This is a genomic window from Carboxylicivirga mesophila (assembly GCF_018271975.1).
Taxonomy (GTDB): domain Bacteria; phylum Bacteroidota; class Bacteroidia; order Bacteroidales; family Marinilabiliaceae; genus Carboxylicivirga; species Carboxylicivirga mesophila.
In genome coordinates, this window is record NZ_JAGUCN010000007.1 from 69,041 (window position 1) to 95,466 (window position 26,426).

The 26,426-nt window shown below is 40.2% G+C and carries 13 protein-coding genes; all 13 read left to right on the forward strand.

The features are described from left to right. The first annotated feature begins 12 nt into the window (after nt 1-12). Entirely contained in the window at nt 13-1,443 is a 1,431-nt protein-coding gene (locus KEM09_RS07820) for a sulfatase family protein (RefSeq protein WP_212227383.1), read from the forward strand. A gap of 30 nt (nt 1,444-1,473) precedes the next feature. Further along, nucleotides 1,474-2,046, forward strand: a complete 573-nt coding sequence (locus KEM09_RS07825; protein WP_212227384.1) for an RbsD/FucU domain-containing protein — start codon at nt 1,474-1,476, stop codon at nt 2,044-2,046. Beyond that, nucleotides 2,039-3,190 (forward strand): glycoside hydrolase family 43 protein, encoded by a 1,152-nt coding sequence (locus KEM09_RS07830; protein WP_212227385.1) that lies wholly within the window; start codon nt 2,039-2,041, stop codon nt 3,188-3,190. The genes KEM09_RS07825 and KEM09_RS07830 overlap by 8 nt, the downstream gene beginning before the upstream one ends. Nucleotides 3,191-3,761: 571 nt before the next feature. Continuing rightward, nucleotides 3,762-5,672 (forward strand): LamG-like jellyroll fold domain-containing protein, encoded by a 1,911-nt coding sequence (locus KEM09_RS07835; RefSeq protein WP_212227387.1) that lies wholly within the window; start codon nt 3,762-3,764, stop codon nt 5,670-5,672. Between the two features lie 88 nt (nt 5,673-5,760). Further along, complete coding sequence (locus KEM09_RS07840) at nt 5,761-7,755, forward strand: T9SS type A sorting domain-containing protein (RefSeq protein WP_212227389.1); 1,995 nt, start codon at nt 5,761-5,763, stop codon at nt 7,753-7,755. Between the two features lie 14 nt (nt 7,756-7,769). Continuing rightward, on the forward strand, nt 7,770-9,503 hold the full coding sequence (locus KEM09_RS07845) for a family 43 glycosylhydrolase (RefSeq protein WP_212227391.1): 1,734 nt from the start codon (nt 7,770-7,772) through the stop codon (nt 9,501-9,503). A 1-nt stretch (nt 9,504) separates the two neighbouring features. After that, on the forward strand, nt 9,505-12,756 hold the full coding sequence (locus KEM09_RS07850) for a T9SS type A sorting domain-containing protein (RefSeq protein ID WP_212227392.1): 3,252 nt from the start codon (nt 9,505-9,507) through the stop codon (nt 12,754-12,756). Between the two features lie 88 nt (nt 12,757-12,844). Then, the gene (locus tag KEM09_RS07855) at nt 12,845-15,013 is read left to right on the forward strand and encodes a sulfatase-like hydrolase/transferase (protein ID WP_212227393.1); all 2,169 of its coding nucleotides are present in this window, start codon (nt 12,845-12,847) and stop codon (nt 15,011-15,013) included. Between the two features lie 12 nt (nt 15,014-15,025). After that, nucleotides 15,026-17,740, forward strand: a complete 2,715-nt coding sequence (locus KEM09_RS07860) for a sulfatase-like hydrolase/transferase (protein WP_212227394.1) — start codon at nt 15,026-15,028, stop codon at nt 17,738-17,740. Nucleotides 17,741-17,745: 5 nt separating this feature from the next. Beyond that, the gene (locus KEM09_RS07865; protein WP_212227395.1) at nt 17,746-19,140 is read left to right on the forward strand and encodes a sulfatase-like hydrolase/transferase; all 1,395 of its coding nucleotides are present in this window, start codon (nt 17,746-17,748) and stop codon (nt 19,138-19,140) included. A gap of 29 nt (nt 19,141-19,169) precedes the next feature. Beyond that, nucleotides 19,170-19,625, forward strand: a complete 456-nt coding sequence (locus KEM09_RS07870) for a DUF4625 domain-containing protein (protein ID WP_212227396.1) — start codon at nt 19,170-19,172, stop codon at nt 19,623-19,625. 361 nt (nt 19,626-19,986) lie between these two features. After that, nucleotides 19,987-22,311: a T9SS type A sorting domain-containing protein gene (locus tag KEM09_RS07875; RefSeq protein WP_212227397.1), complete on the forward strand. Its 2,325-nt coding sequence runs from the start codon at nt 19,987-19,989 to the stop codon at nt 22,309-22,311. A gap of 68 nt (nt 22,312-22,379) precedes the next feature. Beyond that, nucleotides 22,380-26,426, forward strand: a complete 4,047-nt coding sequence (locus tag KEM09_RS07880) for a hybrid sensor histidine kinase/response regulator transcription factor (RefSeq protein ID WP_212227398.1) — start codon at nt 22,380-22,382, stop codon at nt 26,424-26,426.

A 26,426-nucleotide genomic window follows, 5' to 3' on the forward strand; every position in this document is an offset into this window, starting at 1 on the left:
GTGCCTTATAAAATGAAAAAAAAACATCTACTAATATTTAGCCTGCTGATTATTGCTATATCCTCCTGCTCGACCAGCAAAAGACCAGCTAAACCTAACTTTATCATCTTCCTGACCGACGATCAGGGCTACAATGATGTTGGATGTTTTGGTTCACCAACAATTAAGACGCCCCACCTTGATGCGATGGCAAATGAAGGTATGAAATTTACGAACTTCTATGCCCAGCCATTGTGTGGGCCTTCCAGGGCAGCTTTGCTCACAGGGAGTTACCCTATTCGTATCGCAGAGCCTCAAAACAATAAAAATTTTCATACTAAGCTGCATCCAAAGGAAATAACCATTGCAGAAGTTCTAAAAACTCAGGGTTACCAGACTGCCTGTATTGGAAAGTGGCATGTGGGTGAGGAACCCGAACAAATGCCGCTAAGCCAGGGTTTCGATTATTATTTTGGTACGCCACAGTATAATGGTAATTCAAAACTGATAGACCAGTCGAAACACCGATGCCGCATATTAAGATATCATGATACGCTAAAGATTATCAATACAGTGGAAGAAATGGGGCAACTCACTACGATGTATACCAATGAGGCGTCTGACTTTATACGGCAAAACAAAGACAACCCCTTCTTTTTATACCTTTCCCACAATATGCCACATGTGCCATTGGGCGCTTCTGAAAATTTCAGAGGAAAGTCGAAAGGTGGTTTTTATGGCGATGTAATTGAAGAGCTGGATTGGAGTATGGGTCAGATTCTCAATGTTCTGAAAGAAGAAGAATTGGAAAAAAATACATTAGTCGTTTTTGTTTCGGATAACGGCCCCTGGATTGAAGAAAAGATTGGCGATCATGGCGGGTGTGCTTATCCTCTAAAAGGAGCCAAGGCACAGACATGGGAAGGGGGCGTACGTGTGCCTTGTATCATGAAATGGAAAGGGCATATTGCTGAAGGAATCACTAATGATGAATTGTTAACTACCATGGATTTCCTGCCCACTTTTTCTGAACTCTCCAATGTTGAGTTACCCCATGCTTTGTCGATTGACGGAAAAAGTTTCAGGGATGTTATTCTGAAAGGAGAAAAAAGTCAACACGATCGATTCTACTATTATGCCTATACTCATTTACAGGCCGTAAGAGACAGAGAGTGGAAATTAGTATTACCACGTGCAGAGAAACCGGGTTATATGAAGTGGAGAGGCAGGAAGATTGATCAGGTAGACGAAATTCAGTTGTATCATTTGTCAACAGACAAGGAAGAACAGCACAACCTTGCAGATAAATATCCTGAGAAGGTCAAGAAGTTAATGAAAATGATTGAAGAAGGTCGCAAAGAATTAGGTGATAACAACCAAATCGGTCAAGGTGCTCGTTTCTTTGATGATGAACCAAAGACTGAACGGATTCAAATATATCATGAATGGGAAAGAAATAATTAAGAATAATTCAACAACTAATAAAGCCTAAATATGAAAATAATTGTCTTTGCCTTCGTCTTACTCCTTGTCGTGTCATGTTCTATAGATAGTAATCAAAAGACATGCATTAAGAATAATACGCAAGTAAAAGATTGGAAAACAGAGCTTGAGCAAACCATAAAAGTTTTTGGTCATCGTAACTGGATAGTGATTGCTGATGCTGCCTATCCCAAACAAAGCAATCCGGCCATAAAAACAATTAACATTAACGCTACACAGTTAGAGGCAGTTGAATTGGTGAATCGCTTAATAGACAAGGCGGGTCATGTGGATGCAAATGTGTTTATAGATGAAGAATTAGCATTTGTTTCGGAGGCAGATTCAAAAGCAATTGGGTTTTATCGAACCAGATTAATGCAATTACTGGACGGAAAGAGTATTAATGTCAAATTGCACGAAGATATTATCCGAGAGTTAGATAACTCAGCAGCCTTATTCAATGTGCTCATTCTTAAAACTAATTTTGCAGTTCCTTATTCTTCCGTCTTTTTTCAGTTGGAATGTGGTTATTGGAATGGTAAAGCAGAAAAGGAACTTAGAAATAAAATGAGTAGTAATGAGTAATTCGATAAAACAACATGGAAGCATTATTGCCATAGTTGGATGTGTTTTAATGGCATGCACGCAATCGAATAAGGTATTTACGCCCGGCGAATTATGGCCCGACAATAAGGGTGTGCACATCAACGCTCACGGTGGAGGAGTATTGTACCACAGTAACAGATACTACTGGTTTGGGGAGCATAAAATTGAAGGCAAGGCTGGTAATAAGGCCTATGTGGGTGTGCACTGTTACTCATCCGGTGATTTATACAACTGGCATGATGAAGGCATTGCGTTGTCAGTTGTTGATGATACAACAAGTCTGCTGGTAAAGGAATGCATTATCGAGCGCCCTAAAGTGATTTACAATGCCAAAAACAAGCAGTTCGTCATGTGGTTTCACCATGAGTTAAAAGGGATGGGCTATAAAGCGGCTATGACAGGTGTGGCTGTGAGCGATAAGGTAACTGGTCCTTATACCTACCTCAAAAGTGTTAACCCAAACAAGGAGTATTGGCCTGTTAATTTTGCCGATTCATTAAAGCGTAAAACGGTGGATATGGACACCATAAAGCAATGGTCAGCGGCATGGCAAAAAGAGGTGGTTGATGGAGCATGGCTAAGGCGAGATAAGGAAAAAGGTCAAATGGCCCGCGACATGACCTTGTTCGTGGATGATGATGGTAAAGCCTATCATATCCATTCATCTGAAGAGAATGCCACACTTCATATTACTCAACTTGCCGACGATTACCTGAGTTTTACAGGATACTTTGCACGTGCTTTAGAGGGTAAGATGAATGAAGCACCAGCTGTATTTAAACGAGGCGACAAGTATTACATGATCACCTCCGGTTGTACCGGCTGGAAACCAAATGCTGCCCGTTCAGCAGTGGCTGATCATCCATTTGGCCCATGGACAGAGTTGGGTAATCCGTGTCGAGGAACCGATGAAGAAGTTAAAACAACTTTTCACTCACAAAGTACTTATGTATTGCCAGTGAAGGGTAAGGAAGATGCCTTTATTTATATGGGTGACAGATGGACACCTGAAAATGCCATCGATGGCAGGTACATTTGGTTGCCCATTGAATTTGAACACGACAAGCCGGTGATTAGTTGGTTTGACGAATGGCGTTTGAAAGAATTACCTGGTCAGTTTTAGGCTTTGATATGCTTGAAATAAGCCTTTGCGTATTTGTTCAGCCGTTTGGTTTCACAGGATGAATGGTTTAATAAAAAATGCTGTAACCCTTTATTCTACTAGATCTGAGGCTGGTCACACCCTTCCCTCGAAACTTTTATATATTCCCCTGTTAGTTAGAGGCTGTCAACTGGCAATTTGTGCCTTCCCTGTATTTGTTTTATGAATTCAATCGGAATTATAACCTGCCAATAGGAAGGATATATTCATCCTTAAGTGATTTGATTCAGTCCATAGGCATATTTGCGCTAAGCATTGTCTAGTTTATGCCCATTAATGCTTCGATGAATATGTACTTTTAGCGTAGTTTAAATCTGTTAATATAGCAGAATATGAACACTTGTAAAAATCTCACGGTTTTTTTACTTCAACTTATTAGACCTGTATCTGTAGCGCAAAATAAGTTGATAGAACAGTATTGTGAATGCATTTCGGAATTTGGAAAGACAACGATTACCCAGGTTTCATTCCAAGGTTTGATTGGTTATCCTGATATTAAGTAAAGATGGTTATTAGAAGTAAAATCAGAAATATGAAACATTATCTTGTAATAGTTATAAGTATCCTTGTCATTAGTCGTTACAGTGTTGCTCAAGAATTTGATACCTGGCGTTTTATCAATATCCCCGATTATCACAATGCTGAAGGCTTATCCAGAAATATACCCGAGCGTGAGCAAAGATTGACTGAGCAAACAGAGCTGTTCAAAGAGATGAAAAAGCGCTATGGCGGTGAATTAATCATTATGCCGGGCGATTGTAACGGCGGACATTGGTACAGACCAAAATACCTGAAGCCATTCAGAACTCATCCTGATTATACCAATTATAGCACCAAGGAGGTTATTTTAGAAGCCTCACGCTTATGTTACAGTGGGTTGTGGGATATGGTTCACGATGGTGGTTATGAGCATTTTTTAATGGCTGTGGGCGACCATGAATTAGGCGATAACCCATGGCAGAAAAGCACTGAGGTAGTTAAGCATATCTCAACTTTCCGACAAGGATTTGTCAATACATTTACCTTAAAAGATGATGGACAGTCACGCTTTACAGAGAAAATCGGTAAGGCACTCCCGAGGCCTGTGGGAACAAAATATGAACACACCTCCAATGCGGTTCAGTATAAAAACTTGCTGTTTGTGACGCTTGATATGTTTCGTTACGATGCCGATGATATTGTATTAGGAAGTGAAGGCGTTGTTACGGGCGATATAGATGGAAAGCATCTGCAATGGTTCGAGTCGGTATTATCAGAAGCTCAAAATATCGCCTCCATTAAACACATTGTGGTGCAATCGCATTTACCCATTATTTATCCGGTACGTAAATATGCGAGTAGTGGTATGCTGGTCGATAAAAAGGAGAGTGAAAAGATTTTAAATGTGCTTCGAAAATATAAGGTGGATTTATACCTGGCCGGTGAAGTGCACATGAATACGGTAACCAAAGATCCTGAATCCGATTTAATCCAGTTAGTGGCCCGAGGCAATAATTTAAGCAATATGACTTTGGTGGATGTGGAGTCGGATAAACTATCGATTAATACTTTTCATTGGAATCACGATCGTTTGGGCAGTTTAACCATTGATAAGTCAAGGGACCAAACTTCTATAGAAGGAAATGGATTGTTAAAGCCCATTCATCCTGAGGGATTACAGATTCATTGGAGCTTTGATGAACAATTGAATGAGCAGCAATATAAAAGTAGTGTTGATGGTACTTTTCCCCAAAAGAGTAAGCACAATGTGTTTTTGTCTGAAATAAGTAATCCTAATGTCTATTCTAATGGTGGTGGATTTAATAAGGATTACTCCCTTATTGGAACCGATGCCAAAATAGTAAAAGGTATTATTGGAAATGCCATTGCCATTTCAGAGTCCAGCAAACTGTTTGTTTTACCTATGGGGCCATTTCATTCATCTTATGCGCGCACTGTTTCGTGCTGGGTAAAAACCAATGCTGATGGTAAGCGCTTGATTCTTAATAGCGGTTCGTTCTGGGGCAAATCAGGGCAGTTTTTTAATCTGGCACTCGATAATGGGAATTTGCAGGTGGCTATTCGACCGGATGCATACATAACAACAAATAAGCAGATAGTTAATGATGATCAATGGCATCACCTGACCGTGGTTATGCCCGAAGATGCCAGGTTGCAGGATTTGATGTTATATGTGGATGGTAGGCGTATTGAAGATGTGCAAATGAAAAAGCCTACAGCCAAAATCTCCACCTCACAAGCCAATTGGGTGGCTATAGCAACTCAAGGAGGCAAATATACAATAGATTACATCAAAGAAATGGGAATGCACAATTATATTGGCTTGCTCGATGATGTGGCAATCTGGACCAGTGCACTAAGTGAAAGTGATGTTAGTAAGCTTTATGGAGAAGGAATGAATGGGACAGGCGCAATGGAGGTGGAATCAATAATCCATAAATAGCAAATTTGCGCTAAGCATTGTTCATTATATGCCCTTTTATTTATTTGTCTGCCTCTATTTTTACATCGTTCAGAAATTGATGTAAACTATGCAAACACGTTTTATATTTCTCTTGTTTGTCCTGATGATTACTCCGGGACTATTAGCAACCAATTATTATATAAGTGCTGAGGGCAATGATAATAATGATGGATTAACGGAATCTACACCATGGCAAACTTTAGCAAAGGTATCAGAAGCGGGTGCCAATGATAAAAATGGCGGGTTTATTCAACCTGGTGATCAGATACTGTTCAGATCAGGTGATACTTTCGAAGGACAATTGGTGATTAACCGTTCAGGTACACACGATAACCCCATTGTAATTAGTAAGTATGGAGATGGTGAGCTGCCAATATTAAGTGGTTCAGGTGATATACCATCCGGCGATTTTATTGAAGCGGTGAAACTGGTCAATACCAGCCATATTGTAATGGATGGGATATGGATTAAAAACGATCGTAAGTACCAGGGCGATATTACATGGGGAACCAATTCATCTTATGGTATAAAGGTTATTGCCAATAAATGGGGAGGCATCAGTAAAGATCTGACCTTTCGAAATCTGAAAATAACGGATGTGTTTGGCTATGATATGATAGACTGGGAAGGAAAGTTCACCCTGGATTACTACAATGCCAAGGGTATCTTTTTTGATTCGGATAAAAATGATGACACCGTAATGCCCGTTAAGGAAGTACGATTCGAAGATGTGTTAATTGAAGATTGCTATTTCTATAATCTGGGAAGTACAGCAATTAGTGCCAGAAACCTGAATCCTCCAAATAATCCGGTTAGTGAAGAAGGGAGGAATTGCAATTTTGTAATCCGAAACAATACCTTCGAACAATTGGGTGGCGATGGCGTTGTGTTTGCTTCGGTGTGCAACGGACTGGTTGAGAATAACGAATTTATTGATTTAGGATGGGGCGATCATACGTCGTCAACCGACCGTTATTACGGAAGAGGTGAAGGGTGCTGGATTTGGGATTCGCATAACATTATTGTACAATACAACAGACAGTACAGAGCAAGAGGTTTTGGCGATACATACGGTGCCGCAGGACATATTGATTTCTTTTGTAAGAATTCTATTTTTCAATATAACTATAGCGAAGATACCGAAGGAGGCTTTGTGGAGATATTGGGTGATTGTGAAAACAGTACGTTCCGCTACAACGTCAGTGTAAACGATGGGCATCGGGCAAATGGTCATCATCGCTACTCCATTTGGTTATCGGGCTGGGTCGGAAAAGATATAACACCGGTTCCTTCGGATGAAAACTACATCCACAACAATACTGTATATCTGGATGATCCAAAGTGTAAACCCGATATTTCTATTTTTGCTGAGGATACCTATATATACAACAATATATTCTACGCCATGAATGGTGCCCAGATAGGCTCAGGTGGTGTGGAGATAGAAATGCAGAATGGTGGAGAACTGAAAGTATCCAACAACCTTTTTTATGGCAATATTGCAACAGCTTTCTCTAATCTGGATACAAGAAAAGTTAGTGGAGACCCTCTTTTTAGTATGCCTGTTTCGTCTAATGGAAGTTACGATAATTTTGATATTCAATCGACCAGTGCTGCTATCGATAAAGGTTTGTCATTTCCGGAACCAACATTTCCAATGGCTGGTCAGGGTATCTTTGCAGATGTGCAGCTTGTTCCTTCGAAGGATGTTTTTGGAAATGCGATAGACATCGAAAACCTTATACCGAATATAGGTGCCAGTAATGCTCATAATTCCGGTGATCAGGTGGGTATTGAAGATCTGAAACAAGTGAGTGATTTATTTAGCATTTATCCTAATCCGGTGCGTAACCTACTAAATGTAAATTTAAGCGAAATAGGTAAACAGCTAAGCTATGAAGTCTACTCAATTCAGGGTCAGCTAGTAACTGCAGGTTATTTGAAAGCCGGATTGAATATCTTGAAATTAAATCTACCTGGAAATGCAAAAAATGGCATTTACTTTATCAGAATGGCCAATGCAGATGTGTTTCAGACAGAGCGTTTTGTATTGTACCGTTAAAAATTACCTCGATTATGAAAATGAGTCTGATTATTAGTCTGTTGTTTGTTTTTTCTTCTGCCATTACCGCTGTTATAAAACCAGATACAATCATTGTGTATAAAACCGTTGATGATGTCGACTTAAGTCTGCACGTGTTCTTTCCTGACGGACATACCAGCCATGATTCAAAACCTGCTATTGTTTTTTTTCATGGTGGTGGCTTTAAGTCAGGCAGTCCTGAGCATTTTTACGGCCAGTGTCAATATCTTGCCTCTAGAGGCATGGTGGCTATTAGTGCCCAGTACAGAACTGAAAAAGCCAATGGAACATCACCAATAGAATGCATCAAAGACGGTAAGTCAGCCATACGTTGGGTATATTCACATGCGACAGTTTTTGGTATTGACAAAGGGCAAATAGTGGCAGGTGGCGGCTCGGCAGGAGGCCATATTGCAGCCTCTACAGCTGTGCTCTCCGGATTTAATGAAGCGGATGAAGATACTTCTGTTTCTTGTGTACCTAAAGCCCTTGTGTTGTTTAATCCAGTTCTAAATAACGGCCCTGACGGTTATGGCTACGAAAGAGTAGGCGACTTTTATAAGCAATTTTCCCCACACCATAATCTGCACATCAATACACCACCAACGCTTATTATGGTGGGCACTGAGGATAAATTATTTACGCCCCCAATGGCCAAGGCTTATAAAAAGAAAATGGAAAACATGGGGCTGCGCTGTGATTTGATATTCTACCAAGGTTATGGACATGCTTTCTTTAACAAGGGGCAAAGTGAAGAGATGTATTATCAGACCATGATTGATGTAGATCGTTTTTTAATTTCGCTTGGGTACTTAGCAGGAGAGCCGTCAACCTTACAGTCATTTAGGGAAGTACATTTCAAAAAAAAGGACAATCCTTTTGTGAAGCACATTTATTCAGCAGATCCTTCAGCACATGTATTCAACGATAAAATGTATGTGTACACCTCACATGATGAAGATACTGCCTCTTATTTTAATATGATAGACTGGCACGTTTTTTCAACTGAAAATATGGTGGACTGGACCGACCATGGAGCTGTTTTTAGTCTTGATGATATTAATTGGGCTGATAAGTGGGCCTGGGCACCGGATTGTGTTGAACGTGATGGAAAGTATTACTTCTATTATCCTGTTGAACGAGCTAAAATAGGAGTAGCAGTCAGTGATTCGCCCATTGGACCATTTAAAGATGTGTTGGGAAAGCCTTTGATTGATAATACAGGTCAGGTTGAACACATAGGCAAGGAACCTATTGATCCTTCTGTCTTAATCGAAAAAGGACAAGCTTATATGTACTTTGGCTGCCGCGAACCCAAAGTGGTAAAGTTGAAAAAGAACATGATGGCCTTAAAAGGAGATGTACAGGAATTAAAAATAAAAGGGATAGAAGGCGATAATGAGCATTTTGGGGGTTTTTATGGTGAAGCGCCCTGGGTATTTAAACGCAAGGATACCTATTACCTGTTATATTCTAATGGTTGGGGTAAAACCAGCACTTTGGTGTATGCCACCAGTAAAAAACCAATGGGTCCTTTTAACTTTCAAGGAGAGGTAATGGATGTAGTGAGTTCCTGGACCTCGCATGGCTCTATTGTTCAATTTAAGGACAAATGGTACGTGTTCTATCACAACATGGATTTATCGAACAATAACTACCGACGTTCCATCTGTTTTGATGAACTCACTTTTGATGAAAATGGGAGGATTAACAAACTAAAACTTTAGGATGAAGCGATTACGTTATGTTTTGGTTTGGACTGCTGTAGCATTTAATGGTATATTAAATGCCCAAAGTGCTTTTCAGCCATACAATACACAAGGTGATAATTTGATTCATATTGCTACTGCTGATTTCGATGGCGTTGGTGCAAAAGATTATGTGGTGGCTATGACGGTAGAGGGAAAGGTAATCGCTTTCAATCGTCCGGACCTAATTACGGATCCTTCAACCGATAATCGTTTGTGGGAATATACAGCTCTTCCAACCATGGGATTGAGAGTTGTTGCTGATGAGGTGTATTCAGAAAATACCGGCGATGAAATTCTCTTGCCAGGTACCGACGGACATCTACGTATACTATCATCAGCAGGCGAATTGCTGCTGGATAAAGAAATCAGCACCGGTGCCTTGTATTCAGCAACCGTTGCCACAGGAGTGGGTGGACAAAAAGTCATTGTAACTTCCGGGGTTGATGGGCTGGTTTATATACTCAATGATGCAGGAGTTTTGTTGAAAAGTTTTCGTCCGGAAACTGGTAAAGCAGCAGGTGTGTCGGGCCTGGTGCGCCATGTGGTGGCCGGTGATTTTGATGGAAACGGAACCGATGAAGTAGTTGCTTTTGTCAATCGCAAGAGTTTTGAAGGCAATAATTTTATTGACATCATCGACCTGGCTACATATGAACGACCGGCATACTGGAATGGTGATGCCGATCCTGTAGCTGATAATGTGGTGTCAGGCCTAGGCTTTACCGATAAACAGTTGCCTCGCGTATTTGATGTGGATGGTGATGGCAGTCCGGAGCTGGTAGCGCATTGGGGTGTTTTTCATCCAGAGGATGGTCCCCGAACCAAAACATTTTCAACGATGTTGGCGGATAATGAAAAAATGCCGCTCAGTGCCTACAGAACTTTTGCAAAGAACTTCTTAATTCAAAACCATGGCTTTCAAAAATCAGATAAGGTAGATCTAACTGCAACAGGTAAATACCTGATGCAACATGGGGTGCCTGGTGATTTTGATGGCGATAGGCAAGCCGAGCTGTTTACTATTTATGGCGATGATTTGTTTCTTTCTCAGTATGACTCCTCCACAAAAACACTAACTATTTCAGCTTACACCTGGGCCCATAGTATGTATCATTTTTCAGATGGTGCTTGTTTGGAGAATAGAAATGGTGGGGCTGATAAAATGGTTTTGTCCGGCCCTATCAATGGAGATGATCATTTTTACGTGGTGGATTTCTCAAACCCGAATTGGAAAATTCAAGCACGAACAATAAACGGTTTAGGTAAATTAGGTGAGGTAGACCGGAATTTAGACCAACTGACAGATCAGATTGATCAGTTTACAGGAACCCTAGCCACAGGTGATGAACCCATCTGGTACCTCGATTATTTTGCCAGTGGCTTATGGTGGGAGATGACGCCAGAAAATAGCGCTGTACAGGCACAAAAGGTGTATGATGCACAGCAAGAGTGGTACGATAAAATTGGGGGGCAGGAAAACTATCGTTCAACAAAAATACGCCTGGCAGCCAGTGTCAATTCCTGTATTTACGGAATGGCTACCGAATGTGATAAAGCAAGTGTCACTGCTGAAGGGGTTAAGAATTTTTGTGCAGCCCTGGCTCAAAAAGGGGCTTATTTCTGTCTGAAAATAGGGCATGGACCTCATATTTTTATCACCCCAGAAGACTTAGCAGATTGTTATGAGGCATCAGTTGTTGATGGCGAATGTTACATGATGGCGCGCACTCGTGAATTAAACGAACATGTTGATTTTGAATCTTATATTCCTCACCTTGATGCTTTATTGGCTCGTGCTGAACAAATTGGTGCAGAGCCACCAATGGTGATGCTATGTGCCAAGGGCGCAACGTTTACCGCTTTAACACAAAATCTGGCTGATAGCTATTTTCCAAAGTATAAAGATATTTTAGTTCCTGGTGTCGAAAATTCAAATGTGACCGAATTGGACATTAGTCTGGCCGAGCGCGTTGGTTTATGGATGAATGGCGATGTAGAGGGCTGGGGGTGTAACGTGATTGGCGACAACCTGTCGGCTAACCGTGTAGCTGAATGGGGTGGTATGCGAAATGCCCACATCGTTTTGCGTCAAATGTTATCGCAATATAGCCTCGGAGCAAAAGTATTCCGTACAACATCAATCACGGCACTCAATAATCCGTTATACGAACGTGGTGATGTCAGCGACGCAGACCAGCAATGGACACAGGTCTTTCAGAAAGGAATTTTAAATTTTCTGAAGCTGGTAGACAAAGGGATTTATCCGAATTCACCTGATGTTGACCAAATAAAAGGCATTTCTCCGGTATCGGTAGGCATTTATAATCGAAGTAACCGTCTCACCGAGCAAAGCATTAATCACGATCATTACCCTTATCAGCCCGAAACAGATAACCATGTTTTCAATCGATTGGCCTGCTGGAATGCCTATACTGATATTCCGGAAACCGATGCAACCGCCTACCTGTATGGAACAAAACGTCGCTGGGAAAATCTGTTTCCTTCTACACCCGGAGGATTTGTAACCATTATACCTTCCACTCAGGCCTCTGATATTGAAGCCAATTCATGGTGTAATGCTGCTTATCAAACCAATGGTGATACCTGGAACGATATGTCACTGTATGAAGCCAAAGAAACGATAAGTACTGAGGTGCTGTCTCAGCGTAATAACCTTGATTTTTATGTGGAGGGAGATTGCTTTTGGCAGTTCACGCAACAAAAGGATGATCCTTATACTTACTTTGCCTTTCTAATGGATAATAACGAATTATCGCCTGTGGAGCGCACTGTGAAATTAAAGGCAGGCACATCCATCAATGGCGATTGTCAGGTCTTCGATCAGGTGGGAGGTTCTGAAGCTATTGGAACTTTATCATCAACTACAGATGAGCTGCGTATCACAATCCCGGCCGGATTAGCCCGATTCTTAAAGATCGAATTAAGCGAATTACCCACCAAGGATGTTGGCATTAACAGGGTGGAAGCAGAGTTAATAAAGGTGTATCCAAATCCTGCCAATAAATTGGTAAATGTGGAAATGAAAGACTTTGCCGGGAGTAAGGCGGATGTGGCCATTTATAATGCAACTGGATCTAAGATACAGCAATTACAGCTAGTGAGCGCGCATCAGCAGATTCCGGTAAATAGCTGGTCACCGGGAGTATATGTTATGCACATTATGCAAGGCAACAAATTCCAGCTGGCCAAATTGGTAATATGTGATTGATAGTTGGTAATAAACCTACAGTGTAATGATGAGTCTTTGACTTTATTTGAATGCTTTATTGATGATTAGTAAAATGAATCTAAGTTATATGAATAAGTGTCTTGTATTGATTGTTTTATTGCTGGTTAATTTGATGGCAAGTGGTCAGGAAAAACCCAATGTTATTGTGATTATGGCCGATGACTTGGGTTATGCCGATGTGGGCTTTAATGGCTCTACTGAAATTCCTACGCCCAACATCGACCGCATTGCCGACAATGGTATTAAATTCACCAGTGCTTATACCACTTATTCCGTTTGTGGTCCGAGTCGGGCTGGTTTTATTACAGGGCGCTACCAACAGCGCTTCGGTTTTGAGCGTAATCCCTTGTATCGGGTTGATGATCCGTATATGGGCTTGCCACTCGATGAAATGACCATTGCTGAATCCGTATCACAGGTAGGCTATAAAACCGGTATTATAGGCAAATGGCACTTGGGAGCCCATATTTCCAACCATCCGTTAAATCGTGGATTCGATGAGTTTTATGGTCATCTGGGTGGGGGGCATCGATATTTCCCGGAAGACCTGACTATTGAAGATAGTTATGCAGCAACCAATGAGGAAGAAAGCTACCTGACATGGATTTTAAGAAACCATAAACCTGAAAAAACAGACGAATATATCACCGATGAATTTTCCAATGAGGCTGTAAATTTTGTCAGTCGTCATAAAGAGCATCCCTTTTTTCTGTTTCTTTCATACAATGCACCACATTCGCCTATGCAGGCTACAGATGCAGATCTGGCTTTATTTCCGTCGTTAACTGATAAACGGAAAATTTATGCGGCTATGGTAAATGCGGTAGACAGAGGTGTTGGTAAAGTGCTTGATAAATTACAGGAGCTAAATATTGAGGAGAATACCATTATCTTTTTCTTGTCTGACAATGGTGGTCCAGAAAGTAAAAATGCCTCTGATAACGGCATTCTTCGCGGTGGCAAAAGCGATGTGTTTGAAGGCGGATACCGGGTGCCCTTTGCCATGCAATGGACAGGTGAGATTGATGGTGGTGTAACTTATGATTACCCGGTTTCTTCACTTGATATCTTTGCTACTTTATCTGCCCTTTCTGATTCTCCCATTAATCTGGAGAAGCCATTGGATGGAGTGAATCTAATCCCATACCTGGTGGGTGAGAATGGTAAGCGGCCGCACGAAACAATTCATATCCGTAAGTTTGATCAGGATCGTCATGCCGTGCGTTACGGCGATATGAAATACATACGGTTTATGGCTGAGAGTCCTAATCCAAGGTTATACAATTTGAATACAAATATCAGTGAAAGCGATGCAGATGGACAGAATCTATACTGGAATGCTGATTATAAGCCCCAGCGAGATGAATTACAAGCCATTCAAGCCGAATGGGAAGAGGGTTTACTTCATCCACGATTTTTAGGTTTGGTACATGATGAGCTGGTGTGGGCAACGGAAGTGACCTTGTCTCGTGAGAATATTGAACTTAATAGCAATGATACATACCAGCTAGAGGCTTCCATCTTGCCCAATGATGCCTTTAATGATGTGATAGAATGGAACAGCAATAACCCTTCTGTGGCATCGGTGAATGAAAGCGGTATGGTCACAGCTCTTAGTGAGGGGTATGCCATTGTTACGGCTCGGGTTGTAGATCGTCGACAAGTATTTAAGCAATGTGTTGTTAAAGTTGGCAGTCCGGATGAAGCCAGTACCATCACACTTTCAGATAATGTGCTGACATTAACCACAGGCAAGCCTGCCAGCCTAACAGCAGAAGTTAATTCCAGCAGCAGTTATGCCATTGAATGGAGCAGCAATAATATGGCTGTTGCAACGGTTAATGAGCATGGACAGATTCTAACACATCATCAGGGGCAGGCAGTTATAACAGCTTGGGTAATTGGCAGTCCAAACATATCTGCTGAGTGTGAAATTAATGTAGAAGACTACCAGGAAGATACCGGAATTTTTGATAATGATTTGGTACAGGCTGATTTCTTTTCGGTTTATCCAAATCCACTGGTGAACGGACAGGCCACTATTTTACTTAAAATGAATGAGCCCAAAGTCTATATGCAGCTTTATGATGTTTCCGGACAGTTGGTTAAGGAAAAGGCTCTGGAAGGAGTTCGTCAGTATATTTTGAATGTGAGCGGCTTAGCGAATGGCTTGTACTTTATCAATATGAATACAGATAAAATGGTGCAGACAAAAAAAATACTGGTCAGGAACTAAAATTGATATAAGATGTTAAGAGGCGTATTTATACTTTTATTGGGACTGATTTGTCTGGGCGGTAATGCACAGGAAAGGATGAATGCCGTGCTAATTGTTCTGGACGATATGAACGACTACATTGGCGTAATGGGAGGTCATCCCCAGGCCAAAACACCCAATATCGACCAATTGGCCAATGAGGGTGTGTTCTTTTCGAATGCACATGCCAATGCTCCAATTTGTGCCCCATCCAGGGCCAGCTTCTTATCCGGTTTATATCCATCAACCACCGGAAATTTTGGATTTGATCATATAGCTGAAAATAATGTGTTGAGTAATTCCAAGTTTATTATGGAATATGCAGCGGAAAACGGCTATGAAACTTATAGTACCGGCAAAATATTTCATCGAAGCGGGGATGATCCATCAAAAGTAAAGGGAGAGAAGCAAGACCAGGGACCCTATGCGTGGGATGGAACCAATGCCATTGGCCACCCGTCAGTACCGGAGCCATTTCGGAATGTAGGTTTATTAAACGGATCGTTTGCTCCGCTCTCGGATGTGCCCCCGGGAGGATGGCGTAATAATACAACGGCCAACTCTGCTTTTAATTATATATCGGCTGATGAACGCGATAAGATGTGTGATGAAAAGAGTGCTGATTTTGTAAAGCAATGGATTGATGATCATGAAACATTAAAAGCTCAGGGCAGTGATAAACCTTTTTTTATTGCCTATGGAGGTGTGAAACCGCATACACCCCACGTGGTCCCGCAACGTTTTTTCGACATGTATCCCTTGGATAAAGTGATGATACCGGAGATATTAAAGAATGATTTAAAGGATACTTACGGTCATCATTTTAGTGCTTCCGGCTTTAACGACTATGATTCCCTGCTGGTATCTTACACTACAGCAGAAGAGGGACTACGTCGTTATGTGCAAAGCAAATTAGCCTGTATCACTTTTGCCGACAGTTTGGTTGGAGTGGTTCATAATGCCATAAAGAACAGCTCCTTTGCCAATAATACAGCCATTATATTGTGTGGTGACAATGGTTTTCATATGGGTGAAAAATTTCGATTGGCAAAAAATACTTTGTGGGAAGAAAGTACACGCATTCCATTTATTCTTAAAGCACCGGGTTTTAATTCTTCGGCAGGTTCGGTCGTTACTCATCCCGTAGGCTTGATTGATATTTATCCAACCTTTAAAGATCTTTGCCAATGGACCGGAGCAACCCCAAAAAATGCACAAGGGGCCGAATTGGATGGCTTTAGTCTTCGTGCTTTTCTGGAAGATCCGAATACTAATAGCTGGGCCGGACCACAGGTGGCTTTAGAATCGGTTGTTAACCCTGCAAGCAAAGAAATTGGAAAACAAAATTATGCAGTGCGGTCCGAAAATTTTCGTTACATCCTTTATCCATCAGGAGAAGAGGAGCTGTATGATCTGTCGACCGATAAGAATGAATGGACCAATGTGATTTTTGATGAACATTATGCATTGATAGCTCAGGATTTGCGCGATCAGCTCAAATACATGGTGCCTGAAATAAGCTTTGAGAAAACAAGTGCGATACCATATCTCTTTTACGATGACTTTGAAAGTTACCAGGAAGGAGATGATTTATTAAGCAAAGGTTATAAACAGAAAAACGGAGAAGCTACCACAACAACTTTGACGCTTGAAGAAGAAAACCAATTTGCATTAAATGTGTCGGTTAACGGGAGTGCCATCAGTATGCGAAAAAACGTTAAAGATCTGACACCTGGCAAAGTTTATTTTTTTGAAGCATCAACACGAACGGAAAGCAGTGTAACAGCCGGTTCGTGGGAAGCCGTTACGCCAAATACCATTACCGGGCATCAGTGTGTTGATTGGCACACTTTTTCAGTGCCGTTAAGGCCCAACAAGGATTCCTGGGCAGAAGGTGTGGCCATGAATTTATTTATTGCTTCGGCACAGAATAAACCCTTGGCAGTTGATAGTTTTACATTTTATGCTGCTGACCTTAAGATAACTGCACAGGGCTTTAATGAAAATGTGCTGATAGCAGGTAATGATTATCAGTTTGAAGCGATGGCTACTCCTGCAAGGGAAGCCTGTAAATGGTCGGTTATTGAAGGCAGCGGTTCAGCTACTATTAATACAAATGGACTATTAAATGCTATTTCTGAAGGAAGTGTTCAGGTGGTGACTACAATGGAAAATTACCCGTCGGTAAATTGCACAACAGATGTGTTTATTTGGGATGAGGCAGTTACTTCAATACTTACAATTTCTGATATTGAGAAGGCTTTAAAGGTTGATGAGCCAACTCAATTAACAGCCACTCTTAATCCTGAAGTAGATATCCCCGTATTATGGAGTGTTGACGATGAGAGCAAGGCCATTATTAGCCAAACAACGGGTTTGTTAATACCTATTGATTATGGGACTATTACTATTACAGCAAGCTTATACAAACATCAGGATGTATTTACTACTGTACAATTAGATATTAAAGAAAATACTTCCGTTGAGGATCTTAAGGCATCCTATTTTAAAATCTATCCCAATCCATCCAATGGTACTTTTTACATTGATGGAGATGGCATTGAGCCATGCTATAAGGTGTATGATTCAATGGGAAGGCTTATTAAAGATACCAAAGGTCCGTTATTAAACTTACAAGGGTATACTAAGGGTATGTATTACCTGGTAATTGATAAAGATAATGTTGAGAAAATCGTATTAAAATAAAACTCATGTTTAAACATCTACTTTTACTATTAATGCCACTTATAGCTATTTCATGCAATATGTCGGCAGATAAAAATGCACCTAAGCAACCCAATCTAATTGTGATTATGACCGATGATATGGGTTATGCCGATGTTGGCTTTAATGGTTGTACCGATATTCCAACGCCCAATATAGATAAAATAGCTGATCAAGGCGTTCGTTTCACTCAGGGCTATGTGACTTTTCCTGTTTGCGGACCAAGTCGTGCCGGTTTCTTAACAGGGCGTTATCAAGATCGATTTGGATTCACAACAAATCCATCAATTGATCCAAATAATCCTATTTCCGGCTTGCCTGTGGAAGAAGAAACCATGGCTCAGGTATTGCGCAAAGCCGGTTATAAAAACGCCATAGTAGGTAAGTGGCATATGGGTACACATCCAAATTTTCATCCTCTGGAACGTGGCTTTGATTATTTCTATGGTTTTCTATCGGGTGGGCACAATTACTTCCACGATGAACTGTATCTGAATGACCTCTCGGAAGTGACAAAAAAATGGGAGTGGTATCGAACTAAGATCATTGAAAACAGAGAAAAGGTTGAAACGGACGATTACCTGACGGATGAGTTGAGCGATGCAGCTGTAAACTTTATCAATCAAAAAGTAGATAAAAGCGAGCACTTTATGCTTTACCTGGCCTATAATGCACCGCATACTCCTTTGCAAGCCACAGAAAAGTACCTGTCACGCTTTCCAAATATCGAGGATAAAAAGCGAAAAACATACGCTGCAATGGTCAGTGCCGTTGACGATGGCGTTGGTAGGGTTTTAAAAGCATTGCAAGACGGAGGCATTAATGATAATACCATTGTTGTATTTCTGTCAGATAATGGTGGCGCACACAATAATGCATCTGATAACGGACCTTTGCGAGGATTAAAAGGCGACTTGTTTGAAGGTGGCATACGGGTGCCTTTTGCCATGTGTTGGCCTGCAGTTATTCCAGCTGGGCAAACTTATGATAAAGCCATTTCTTCAATGGATGTTATGGCAACCATTGTTGCACAAAACAGCATTGAAATAAGTGCTGAGCGCCCTTTGGATGGTGTTGATTTAGTTCCCTATTTGACGGGTGAATCAAAAGAAGAACCGCATGATTATCTATTCTGGCGCAAGTGGGAGCAAAATGCCATGGCTATTCGCCACGGTATGAATAAGCTGGTAGCTAATAATAATCAGGATAGCAGTGCGCCGGAATTGTACAATATAGAGAATGAAATAAATGAGCAGACGAATATAAAAGCCGAAAATGAAGAATTATCAAATCATCTTCTGGAAGAATGGGAAAAGTGGAATGCACAATTGAAAGATCGTGTTTTTACGACACTTGGGGGTGATGAATGGTGGATAGATTAACGCAAAAATAAATATTAGAACCTACTATTATGAAAAAGATTTTGGAAGTCAGTGTATTCTTATTAGTAATGTTTATTGCAGTAGGATGCGGTGGCAGCGGTAGCGAAGTGGAACCGGAGCCAAAGGATGTTATGAATCCTGAAATGACAATAACAAAACCTGTGGAAGGGGCCACTGTATTAAAGGGAAATAGTCTGGATTTATCTGGTACTTTTACTGATGATATGGAACTAGAAGGTCTAACCATAACTTTGAGCTTTAATCAGACTAAATCATCAAATGGTATAACAGATCCATGGGAACCAATCAACAATCCGGAGCTAATTGCTTTAACTGGAAAGGAAGACGAAGTAACCAACCACCAATTGTTTGAAGAATATATTCCTGCCGATTGTAAAGGCGGTCAATACCTTTTGACTCTTGAATTAAAAGATAAGGCAGGAAAGTCAATAAGCAAGCAAATCAATATTGTTATTGAAGGATAATTGTAACATAACAGGGTAAACTGGCAACTGGGGAAACTTGGTTGCCAGTTTTATTTTAGAGTTGTTTTTAATTGAAATAGCGCTTAAAGTCCCCTGTAAAATAATTCATCTACCTGATCAATTCTCCTTGTAACTATCGAATACTAATTCTGTTTTTATACCCAACGGAAATTGCAATATGAATCGAATATGATTGAATATAACTTCTGAATAATAATGTGTGTTTGTGCCTTAGTGTTTGTAAATGTGATGATTGGGTTTGTGTAGTGGGCTTGATGTTTGCATAAATTTGCTAATCGTTGTCAGATATGTGTTAATGTGTATTGTTGGAGATGGATATTTTTGTGACAAAACATATAAGATGATGAAAGGTATATTCATATTGGCAGGCTTAACTTTTTGTTTAGCCTTAACAGCCCAAACAGTGGTATGGCAAGCCCAAGCCGAAGATGGAACATTGAGCGGAGCAACTGAGGTTGTTGAAGGCTGTGCCAATGCGTCGGGTGGTTTCTTTGTTAAGTTATCCAATAAAGCCAGTAATACCCTTAGCTTTAATAATATTGAGCTAAGCAAAGCAGGTAACTACAAACTATCGGTTTATCATTTTAATGCTAGTCCTGTGGATCTAGTAATAGAGGTGAATGGTAATTCGCTGGGAACAAAAGAGTTTCCGGCGGGTGTCTGGTGTTATCAGGGGAGTGCCATCGAAACAGTTTTTGATGTGGAGCTTTCAGTGGGTACAAATTCCATATTGCTCAGGCCCGAGGAAGGTCTTGGCTCGCCATTGCTTGACAGGTTGGTGCTTATTGATCAGTCAGGCGACCTTAAGCCACAGAAGTACTATGTTAGTAGCTCTTTCGGAAACGACACTAATGCAGGAACATCTTCGGAAAATCCATGGGCCAGTCTGGCACGTGCCAGTGATCAACTCTTAAACCCGGGTGATTCGGTTCTGTTTAAATCCGGCGATACTTTTATTGGTCAGTTGCAAATCAATCGCTCCGGAACAAAAGATATGCCATTGTATTTTGGAAAATATGGTGAAGGAGATTTGCCTGTCCTGGACGGTGCATTAGCCGAAGGTGGTGCACATTTAACGACGGTTGCAATCACCAATCAGGATAATATTGAATTGGCGTTTCTCGAAATTACCAATAATCGTCAGACCTCTCGTGCCGGCGTGTCTGATAACCTGGCCTATGGTATTGATGTTCAGAATACAGGTCCTGATACGCTGCGAAATTATCATTTTCATGATCTGACCGTTCGTGATATTTTTGCGCCAACTACAGAAAATCAGGATTTTAACGCTATAAAAGTTTCGGCTATTAACTTTTTCACAAGCAAAAATACGGAAGTAGGTAAAGAACGTAATATTCAGGATGTTTTGGTTGAGAATTGTTATATCGCCCGCACTACCCGTTTAGGCATAAAAACCGGTCATGCCGGAGGAGATGAAGGTGTAGGGAATGATTCCATCAACCGAAATATGAACCTAGTGTTTCGCAACAATCATTTCTACCAAACCGGCGGAACTTGTATTCTTCCTACTAAAACCTACAACTGTCTGATCGAACACAATATTTTTGAAGAGCCAGGGTCAGATGCCGATCCACGCATGGCCAACCGGGGGAGTAGTGTTTGGTTTTTCAGCAGCCGCAATGGCATCTCACAATATAACAAGTGCTATAGTGTTCGCGGATATGCCGACTCATACAGTCAGCATATTGATTTTGGAAATCGCAATATTATTATGCAGTACAATTATAGCGAGGATAGTGAAGGTGGTTTTGTGGAAATATTGGGAGAAAATGTGAATTCAACCTACCGTTTTAATGTGAGTGTGAATGATGGTTTTAGAGATTTTAAAGGGAATACCTTATGGGTATCGGCTTATGCTGGTAAAGATCGTGACATTTTATCTGATAGTAGCTTTATCTATAATAATTCGGTATATGTGGATGCGGCCATTACACCGGATATCTCCTTTGTAGGAAAAAATATTTTCGTTTATAATAATATTTTTCAAGCTACCGGAGCTGCTACTATCGGACAGGAGGTAACAATGGAAATTGAGCCAGGCAGCCAGTTGTACATGTCAAATAACCTATATTACGGCAACATTACTAGTACATTTAAAAATTATGATAGTAGTCCTGTAAATGGCAATCCCTTATATGTGAATGGAGGTGGTTTAACAAGTGAAGACTATAGAGTTACTGATGATAGTCCGGCTATTAATGCAGGAAAACAATTTCCTGAACCTGTTTTTCCAATGGCCGGTAAGGGAATTTTCAAGGATATTGCAATCACACCCAATGTAGATATGTTTGGCAATCCGGTTGGCGTATCAGATTCAGTCCCAAATATAGGTGCCGATAATCGAAATAATTCCTATGTGGGCATACATGATCTTGAGTTAGTTCTAGAAGAGTCGATGACTATCTATCCCAACCCTGTAGAAGATCAGGTGATAGTAACTGTGCATGGCGTAAAAAAAGGAAAAGTATCGCTTGTTTTGTCTGATATAAAAGGAACTTTGTTACAGCAAAAAGAAATGGATATAAACCCTAATTTTAACCAACTGAAGATGACTATTGATCCTGATTTGCGCAACGGAATTTATATCTTAAGTATCGAGGAAAAAGGTAAGTATGTCAGTAAAAAAGTAGTGATCTACCGATAAGATGACCCAATAGCCGCCAACCTGACTTTTTAAGTTCAATTATCTTTTAAAAATGGTATTTTTGAATTATGAGTAAAGGGAAAAAGTGTTTTTACATAGTAAGTTTAAGCTTATTACTTATAGGTTTTTTATCTAAAGCCAATGAAAATGTTCGCTTCGAACACCTGGCTTTGCCACCTGGCATTAATTCTACCGTAAAATGCCTGATAGAAGATTCAGAAGGTTTTATGTGGTTTGGCACTTCCAACGGATTGGCCATGTATGATGCCTATTACCTAAGGCAGGTTGATTTAGTATCTGATGGAATACCAGGGTCATTTGGCTCCATAAATGCTCTGGCTGAAGATAAGATGCAACAAATATGGATTGGTACTGAAAATGGTGTTTTTATATACAATAAAACCACAGAAACTTCAAAACGAATTGATGATGAATACCTAAGGGGAGTTCAGTGTCGCACTATCCATATTGGATCGAATGATGAGATTTTTATCGGCACGGCAGTTGGTTTTTTTATTTACGATCACGAAGGGAGGTATCAGGAGCGTTATCTTCACCAGGCCGAAATGGGAAGTGGTTTAAGTCATAATATGGTACGTTGCTTTTATGAAGATAAAGGTCAGCGTATATGGATCGGAACCTTTGATGGATTGAATTGCCTGGACAGGAAGAAGAAAGAAGTAAAGAAATACAGATTGCAGCCTGAATCAAGTTTAAAAAATAACAACTTGATCCTAAGTATTCAACCGCGTTATCAGGATTCGGATAGTATATTATTGGTTGGAACTGAAACAGGTTTATGTGTTTTCAATACTGTAACTGGTGAGTATTCAAACTTCCGGCATGTTAAAGGCAAAAATTCCCTTAGTAATGATGTGATCAAGTCAATCTGCGTAGATGGAGCTAATGTGTGGATGGGAACTGATCTGGGCCTGAATCTGTTTAATACAACTGAAGAGCGGTTTTATAATTATTTCCACGACTATAGAAATACCTTTTCAATAGCAAATAACGTCATTCACCAGGTATTTGTCGATCGACAGAAAAACCTATGGCTGGCAACTGACAATGGAATTGATAAGATGTACTTGCGCAGTAGTAAGGTATTGCTCAATAGGTTTTATGAGTCGTCGAAAGTGCTGGAAGGAGAATTAAATGTCACAGGCTTATGTGGCACAATTAATGGAGATGTATGGTTAGCCACCAGGGAAGGTTTGATTCAGTATAATAAAAAACATAATGAATATCAAAGATACTTGCCTCCCAAATTACTGCACAATAAAATTAGTGATGTGCTTTGTGACAATAACGGGATGTTTTGGATATCGACTCCAGGAGGTTTAAATACTTATGATAGTCGAATAGCTGACTTTAAAAGTTATGAGGCTGATGTTCATAATGCTAATGCGCTAAAAACAAATTATATTCATGTTCTTGCTCAAAGTAGTTACGCAATATGGATCGGTTCATACGATAAAGGTCTGCATAAAGTAGTAAAAGATGAAAAAGGACAGCTTAAATTTCATAATTTCCGTCACCAGCCTAATAACAGAAATTCGATCAATTCGGACAGGGTAACTGATGTAATTGCCGATCAAAAAGATAATATATGGATATCAACCAGTAAGGGACTTAATAAAATAGATGAATTAAGAGGTGTAGTGGAACGTTTAAATGTTATCCCTAATGCGAATAATCAGTATGTAGGTGATTTGTTTATTGATAAAAGTAATACACTCTGGATTGCTACATATCACGGTTTGTTTTATACTGACACCGATGAGGTAAGGTTCAAAAAAGTTGAAGAGATTACCTTTGATATTCAATCTGTAGCAGTTGTGGGATCAGGAGTGTACTTGGTTTCAAATAATGTCTTCTACTTCTTTGATCTATCAAGTCGCGAACTTTTGCGCATTCCCAATGCAGATTTAGGCCTTAGATCAATTTTAAATGTAGAAATCCTCGAGGATGATAAACTTGTCCTTTATGGGAAAGAGGGATTTGTGACTTTCAATATGAATGATGTTGAAATTGATACAAATATCCCTAAAGTCAACTGGACCAACTTCTCAATACTAAGTGAAGATATTAAACCTTTCAGAATGCGTGATGACCGATATGTGATCAATCGTCGTATCAATGAAATGGAGAATATAGAGCTGAAATACAGTGAGAATACATTCCGTTTAGATTTTTCTTCATTGCAATATAGCCATGGTAAAGATTGCAGTTATATGTTCTTGCTAGATGGTTATGATAAAGAATGGCGAACGACCTTGCCAAACCAGGCCTATGTGTCATATACACAGGTGCGCCCAGGTAAATACACTTTGAAAGTAAAAGCATCGAATAAATATGGATTATTCAATGATGAATGGCGTGAAATAGCTATTAGGATTAAACCTCCTTTATACTTGTCTTTGTGGGCAATAATATTCTATGTTGTTGTTCTAGTTATGTTGTTTGTCATATCCAGAAAGTTGCTTATAGCTAGGGAGAAAGCGAACAGTGATATTCGATTCCAAACGATGCAGCGCCAAAAAAGTGAAGAACTGGTAGAAATAAAAACACGATTTTTTACCAATATCTCACATGAACTAAAAACGCCACTAACACTTATCAGTAGCCCGGTAGATGACTTGTTAGCATCGGAGCCTGATGAACCGATTAAATCGTCATTAATGTTGGTTAAGCGAAATACCGACAGGCTTAAGAATCTTGTCAACCAAATACTTGATATTCGTAAGATAGAAAGGGGTGGAGAGAAGTTATCCGTTCAGGAGTACGATATTATTCGTTTTTGCGATCGTGTTATTGGTCAGTTTAAAGAGGAAGCTGAGCGGCGTAATATGCTACTGCAATACAATACCAGCGAATCATCATTAATGATGTGGTTCGATATGGAGAAACTGGAAAAAGTATTGGTCAATTTACTTTCCAATGCCTTTAAGTTTACGCCTGATGGCGGATTTATCCGAATTGAAGTGAAGGATGCAAGGAAGCTGGCAGGCAAATTGAATGAAGTGCAGATCGCCATCACCGATGATGGCTGTGGCATCAGTAAACATGCTCAATCTGATGTTTTTGATCGATTCAATACTCAGGCTTCCCCTAATTACAGTAATCAACAAGGTACAGGTATTGGCTTGTCACTGGTAAAAGAGTATGTTACTATGCACGGTGGACAAATCAAGCTTGAAAGTGAACTGGATAGTGGTAGTTGTTTTTCTTTTTCCATTCCTCTCGATAGAAATAAGTTTGATAAGTATGAAGAGCAAATTGACTTAATAGAAGCAGAAGCAGAAGAGGTTGAAGCTAAACAGAGCGCCTCCGAAGAGATCGCTAAAGTTAACCTGGAGCAGGAAAGTGGAAAAATACTTATCCTTGTGGTTGAGGATGATAATGATATGCGTGAGTATATTATTTCCGGTTTAAAGAAGCAATATAAGGTAATCTCGGCCGAAAATGGTGTTCAGGGGCAAAAGTTGGCTGTCAAAGAAGTGCCTGACATTATTATTTCCGACTGGATGATGCCCCAAATGAACGGCATTGAATTGTGCAATAAGGTTAAAAATGACCTCAGAACTTGCCATATTCCCCTTATCTTGTTAACAGCAAAAGGTGGATTGGAAAGTAAAACTGAAGGTATTGAAACAGGTGCAGATGACTATATTCAAAAGCCATTCAGTATGGCCTATTTGCAGGTACGTATCAAGAATCTGTGGCAACAGCGAGAACGACTTAAGAAGGTCTATCAAAAGCAAACCAACCTGGAGCCTTCAGAGGTAACAGTAACATCATTGGATGAAAAATTCCTGTCTGATCTGATGAACTTGCTTGAGAAAGATATGGATAACCCTGAACTCAATGTTAAAACAATGAGTGAAATGATGGGAATGAGTCACACAAATCTTTATCGTAAAATCAAGGCGCTGACAGGACAAACTGCTACAGAATTTATTCGTACCATCAGACTGAAAAGAGCAGCCCAGCTTCTTAAAGCAGGTCAGTTAAATGTGAGTGAAGTGATGTATATGGTTGGTTTTTCGCACCGTTCCTATTTTACACAAAGCTTCAAAGCCATGTATGGCGTATCGCCAAAAGAATATAAGTAA

What these genes read in the sequence shown, in the direction of transcription:
- KEM09_RS07825 (WP_212227384.1), top strand. Translation starts at nt 1,474, where the DNA reads ATGAAAATAATTGTCTTTGCCTTCGTCTTACTCCTTGTCGTGTCATGT.
- KEM09_RS07855 (WP_212227393.1), top strand. Translation starts at nt 12,845, where the DNA reads ATGAATAAGTGTCTTGTATTGATTGTTTTATTGCTGGTTAATTTGATG.
- KEM09_RS07870 (WP_212227396.1), top strand. Translation starts at nt 19,170, where the DNA reads ATGAAAAAGATTTTGGAAGTCAGTGTATTCTTATTAGTAATGTTTATT.
- KEM09_RS07865 (WP_212227395.1), top strand. Translation starts at nt 17,746, where the DNA reads ATGTTTAAACATCTACTTTTACTATTAATGCCACTTATAGCTATTTCA.
- KEM09_RS07850 (WP_212227392.1), top strand. Translation starts at nt 9,505, where the DNA reads ATGAAGCGATTACGTTATGTTTTGGTTTGGACTGCTGTAGCATTTAAT.
- KEM09_RS07880 (WP_212227398.1), top strand. Translation starts at nt 22,380, where the DNA reads ATGAGTAAAGGGAAAAAGTGTTTTTACATAGTAAGTTTAAGCTTATTA.
- KEM09_RS07840 (WP_212227389.1), top strand. Translation starts at nt 5,761, where the DNA reads ATGCAAACACGTTTTATATTTCTCTTGTTTGTCCTGATGATTACTCCG.
- KEM09_RS07820 (WP_212227383.1), top strand. Translation starts at nt 13, where the DNA reads ATGAAAAAAAAACATCTACTAATATTTAGCCTGCTGATTATTGCTATA.
- KEM09_RS07830 (WP_212227385.1), top strand. Translation starts at nt 2,039, where the DNA reads ATGAGTAATTCGATAAAACAACATGGAAGCATTATTGCCATAGTTGGA.
- KEM09_RS07860 (WP_212227394.1), top strand. Translation starts at nt 15,026, where the DNA reads ATGTTAAGAGGCGTATTTATACTTTTATTGGGACTGATTTGTCTGGGC.
- KEM09_RS07835 (WP_212227387.1), top strand. Translation starts at nt 3,762, where the DNA reads ATGAAACATTATCTTGTAATAGTTATAAGTATCCTTGTCATTAGTCGT.
- KEM09_RS07875 (WP_212227397.1), top strand. Translation starts at nt 19,987, where the DNA reads ATGATGAAAGGTATATTCATATTGGCAGGCTTAACTTTTTGTTTAGCC.
- KEM09_RS07845 (WP_212227391.1), top strand. Translation starts at nt 7,770, where the DNA reads ATGAAAATGAGTCTGATTATTAGTCTGTTGTTTGTTTTTTCTTCTGCC.